Genomic DNA, 4,012 nt, shown 5'->3' with positions numbered 1-4,012 from the left:
TGGGGACCTCACCCTTACCAAGGGTGCGCTCTACCAACTGAGCCATATCAGCACGTCTGGAGCGGGCAGCGGGAATCGAACCCGCATCATCAGCTTGGAAGGCTGAGGTAATAGCCATTATACGATGCCCGCATCCTGAAACTCGGCTACCCAGTTCTTTCTGTAATACTAAAAAGACTGCTCTCTTTAGTATTGAGCTGATTAGTTTACCCAACCAACTCCGGCTACGCAAAGCGTCGCCAGAAAGTGGTGGTGGGGGAAGGATTCGAACCTTCGAAGTCGATGACGGCAGATTTACAGTCTGCTCCCTTTGGCCGCTCGGGAACCCCACCCAAATTGTTATGGTGCCGACTACCGGAATCGAACTGGTGACCTACTGATTACAAGTCAGTTGCTCTACCTACTGAGCTAAGTCGGCATCAAGTAGCGCGCATTCTAGGGAGAGGAGCGAGTTCATGCAACTAAAAATTTGCATAAAACGTTCTCTTGCTCACATTTTGTGCTCTTACGCGAAAAAACGGTGTAATTTCAAACAAAGGAGTGCAAATAATCGCCAACAAACGGGCCCATCAGGCGCGGTTTCGGTCAGCCACGTTTACCAGGAACGTATGCTGACCGTAAACTGAAAGGCAGCAGGCCGTGAGTACCATCCTGTTAGCAAAGGCCATGCTTTGCAAAGCATAAGAAACTTATTCCTCTCTTGTGACGCTGGCGCGAGAAAGCGGCATTCAATGAGTTTTTTTCTTATTATTCCCGGCAATCTGGTGTTACCCTCCTGCCCATTGTCCTGATTAACTCGTGTGAAGCATCGCCGTTTCAACGTATTCGGTGATGGTAAGAACATGCTTATGAGCCAAAAAGAGCAGACGTTAATGACACCGTACCTACAATTTAACCGCCACCAATGGGCTGCACTTCGTGATTCTGTCCCGATGACGTTAACCGAGGAAGAAATCACGCGGTTAAAAGGCATCAACGAAGATCTCTCTCTGGAAGAGGTTGCTGAGATCTATTTGCCGCTGTCGCGTTTGCTCAACTTCTATATCAGTTCTAACCTGCGTCGTCAGGCTGTTCTCGAACAATTTCTTGGCACCAACGGTCAGCGAATTCCCTATATTATCAGTATCGCTGGCAGCGTGGCGGTAGGAAAAAGCACCACCGCCCGTGTACTGCAGGCCTTGCTGAGCCGTTGGCCGGAGCATCGCCATGTCGAACTCATTACCACTGACGGATTTTTGCACCCTAACTCAGTTTTGAAAGAACGTGGGTTAATGAAGAAAAAAGGCTTTCCGCAGTCCTATGATATGCATCGGCTGGTGAAGTTTGTCTCCGATCTCAAATCAGGGGTACCACAGGCAACTGCACCGGTTTATTCCCATCTAATTTATGATGTTATTCCCGATGGCGATAAAACCGTCGCTCAACCGGATATTCTCATTCTTGAAGGACTGAATGTTCTGCAAAGTGGGATGGATTATCCACACGATCCGCATCATGTATTCGTATCGGATTTTGTCGACTTTTCTATTTATGTCGATGCCCCGGAAGAATTATTGAAAAGCTGGTATATCAACCGCTTTCTTAAATTCCGGGAAGGGGCATTTACCGACCCGGATTCTTATTTTCATAATTACGCCAAGCTGTCGAAGGAAGAAGCGGTCGAAATTGCCACCTCGCTTTGGAATGAGATTAACCTAATGAATCTCAAGGAAAACATCCTTCCAACTCGCGAGCGCGCCAGCCTGATTATGACCAAGAGCGCCAATCATTCTGTTAATCAGGTACGCTTACGTAAATAAAGCAAAGGGAGCCGGAGCTCCCTTTTTTATTCTGCGCTGCGCAATGATATTTCACCACCAACCCAGGCTTTTATCACACCATCCTGCTCCAGCAATAGCGCACCCTGGGCGTCAATGCCGCGGGAAATGCCATAAATTTCTTTATCACCGATAATCAGTTTTACCGGACGATGAATAAAGTTATCCAGTTTTTCCCAGCGCGGCAGATAAGGAGCCAACCCTTCCTGCTCGAACAGCTCCAGTCCCAGGCGCAGCTCTTTAATCAGGCGCGCGGCGAGGAGATTACGGTCGATGACCACCCCCGCTTCCTGAAGACTGATCCAACCCTGATTGACGACATCAGACTCCACACGACGCATCACAAGGTTGATACCCGCGCCGCTGACGATTTGTGCGGCATCGCCCGTTTTCCCCGTCAGCTCCACGAGGATCCCTGACAGCTTACGATCCTGCAGGTAAATATCGTTTGGCCATTTCACGCGAACCTGTTCGGCCCCGAGTTGCTGCAGCACTTCAGCGATCACAATACCAATCACCAGGCTTAGGCCAATCGCCGCTGCCGGGCCCTGCTCCAGACGCCAGTACATCGAGAGATAGAGATTCGCACCAAAGGGGGAAAACCATTTTCTGCCTCGCCGGCCTCGCCCTGCCTGCTGATATTCAGCTACGCAGGCATCGCCGGACGTCAGCTCATCCAGTCTGTCCAGCAAATACTGGTTAGTGGAGTCGATTACCGGAAGGACAGTCACTCGACCGTGCTCTATCTGTTGGGAGATCTTTTTCTCATCCAACAGATGAATGGGCTCTGGCAGGCTGTACCCCTTGCCCGGCACGGTAAACACATCGACGCCCCAGTCGCGTAACGTCTGGATATGCTTATTAATCGCCGCCCGGCTCATGCCTAACTGCTCGCCAAGCTGTTCACCTGAGTGAAACTCACCATCAGCAAGGATAGAAATTAGCGTTAAAGGGATAGTATGGTCTTTCACGCAATGCTCTCCTCTGCGTTGACTTCACCATGCGTTCCAATGAAGCGCACCTCGGGCTGAAGCCATACATTGAATTTTGCCCCCACCTGCTGGCGAACGTAATGGGCTAGCTTTATCACATCCTCGCTGGTCGCTTGATCTTCATTAATCAGTACCAGCGCCTGCTGTCGATGCACGGCCGCGCCGCCGATGCGTTTTCCTTTGAGCTGACATTGATCGATTAGCCAGCCAGCGGCCAGCTTGACGCTGCCATTTGCCTGCGGATAGTGCGGTGCATGAGGGAACTGCGCCAGCAGCGCTTCAGCAACCTGAGCGCTGACGATCGGGTTCTTAAAAAAGCTGCCAGCATTACCGTTAATCTTTGGATCCGGCAATTTAGTCATTCGCATATGGCAGACCGCATCGAATACCTGCTGCGGGGTGACTGTCTGCGGATCGAGACGTGTTAAATCACCGTAGCTCAGCACAGGTCGCCACGCTTTCTCTAACGCTAAGCCAATCGCGACTATGGCGTAGCGGTCCTGATATTCATGTTTAAAGATGCTGTCGCGATAGCCGAAACGGCATTCCGCTGCGGAAAGGCGTTGTTTACGTCCCGTTTCCAGCTCGATGCAGTCAACATATTCGCAGACCCGCTGCAATTCGACGCCGTAGGCGCCAATATTCTGGATCGGTGAGGATCCTGCGCAGCCAGGGATTAATGCCAGATTTTCCAGACCAGGCATCGCATGCTGTAGCGTGAACTGCACCAGTTGATGCCAGTTTTCGCCGGCACCGACGTGCAAGCGCCAGGCATCCGGGGTTTCGCTCACCTCGATCCCCATAATCCGGTTGAGGATCACCGTACCGGCATAGTCGTTCAGAAACAGGACGTTACTGCCTTCCCCAAGGATTAGCGTGGGTTCGCCAGCCGCGACAGCGGTTTGCCAGGCGCTTAGCAACTGTTGCTCAGTTTCGGCGCGTACTATCGTATTGGCGGATCGCTCAATGCCAAAGGTATTCCAGGGTTTGAGGGAGTGATTCATAGTGGCTTCCTGATGCAAAATCGGCGTTAGTTTACCGTATCTGGCGGGGGAAGGCTTGCCTGATTACAGAGGCAATAATATTGCGGAGCGTTACCAGTGGTGAGTGGTGTACCGGGCCGGGCTACAGAACCCGCAAGGCCCCTGGCCCCGGTAAGCGCAGCGCCACCGGGGAGACATACCGGCACGCTGGCCGGACGAC

3 protein-coding genes and 3 tRNA genes are annotated in these 4,012 nt (G+C 51.8%); 1 reads left to right on the top strand and 5 read right to left on the bottom strand.

Going from position 1 to position 4,012, the window contains the following annotated elements; all coding sequences use genetic code 11:
* Positions 1–57: 57 nt before the first annotated feature.
* The 3 genes from ABLU73_RS22815 to ABLU73_RS22805 form a co-directional block, all read right to left on the bottom strand.
* Positions 58–132 (bottom strand) — tRNA-Gly (locus ABLU73_RS22815).
* A 115-nt stretch (positions 133–247) separates the two neighbouring features.
* Positions 248–332 (bottom strand) — tRNA-Tyr (locus ABLU73_RS22810).
* A 10-nt stretch (positions 333–342) separates the two neighbouring features.
* Positions 343–418: transfer RNA gene (locus ABLU73_RS22805), tRNA-Thr, on the bottom strand.
* A gap of 430 nt (positions 419–848) precedes the next feature.
* Between ABLU73_RS22805 and coaA the strand changes: the two genes are divergently transcribed.
* The gene (gene coaA / locus ABLU73_RS22800; RefSeq protein WP_004206833.1) at positions 849–1,799 is read left to right on the top strand and encodes a type I pantothenate kinase; all 951 of its coding nucleotides are present in this window, start codon (positions 849–851) and stop codon (positions 1,797–1,799) included.
* A gap of 26 nt (positions 1,800–1,825) precedes the next feature.
* On the opposite strand, the gene birA is transcribed toward coaA, so the two are convergent.
* Together birA and murB are read right to left on the bottom strand one after the other, a co-directional pair.
* Positions 1,826–2,788 (bottom strand): bifunctional biotin--[acetyl-CoA-carboxylase] ligase/biotin operon repressor BirA, encoded by a 963-nt coding sequence (gene birA / locus ABLU73_RS22795; RefSeq protein ID WP_004206834.1) that lies wholly within the window; start codon positions 2,786–2,788, stop codon positions 1,826–1,828.
* The gene (gene murB / locus ABLU73_RS22790; protein ID WP_049116879.1) at positions 2,785–3,813 is read right to left on the bottom strand and encodes a UDP-N-acetylmuramate dehydrogenase; all 1,029 of its coding nucleotides are present in this window, start codon (positions 3,811–3,813) and stop codon (positions 2,785–2,787) included. The genes birA and murB overlap by 4 nt, the downstream gene beginning before the upstream one ends.
* Positions 3,814–4,012 lie beyond the last annotated feature (199 nt).

Source organism: Klebsiella sp. GG_Kp175 (assembly GCF_040062325.1).
Taxonomy (GTDB): domain Bacteria; phylum Pseudomonadota; class Gammaproteobacteria; order Enterobacterales; family Enterobacteriaceae; genus Klebsiella; species Klebsiella quasipneumoniae.
The sequence above is the reverse complement of the archived record's forward strand: the minus strand, read 5'-3'. Positions and strand labels throughout refer to the sequence as shown.

Coding starts and splice junctions, on each gene's coding strand:
- coaA (WP_004206833.1), top strand. CDS start 849: ATGAGCCAAAAAGAGCAGACGTTAATGACACCGTACCTACAATTTAAC.
- murB (WP_049116879.1), bottom strand. CDS start 3,813: ATGAATCACTCCCTCAAACCCTGGAATACCTTTGGCATTGAGCGATCC.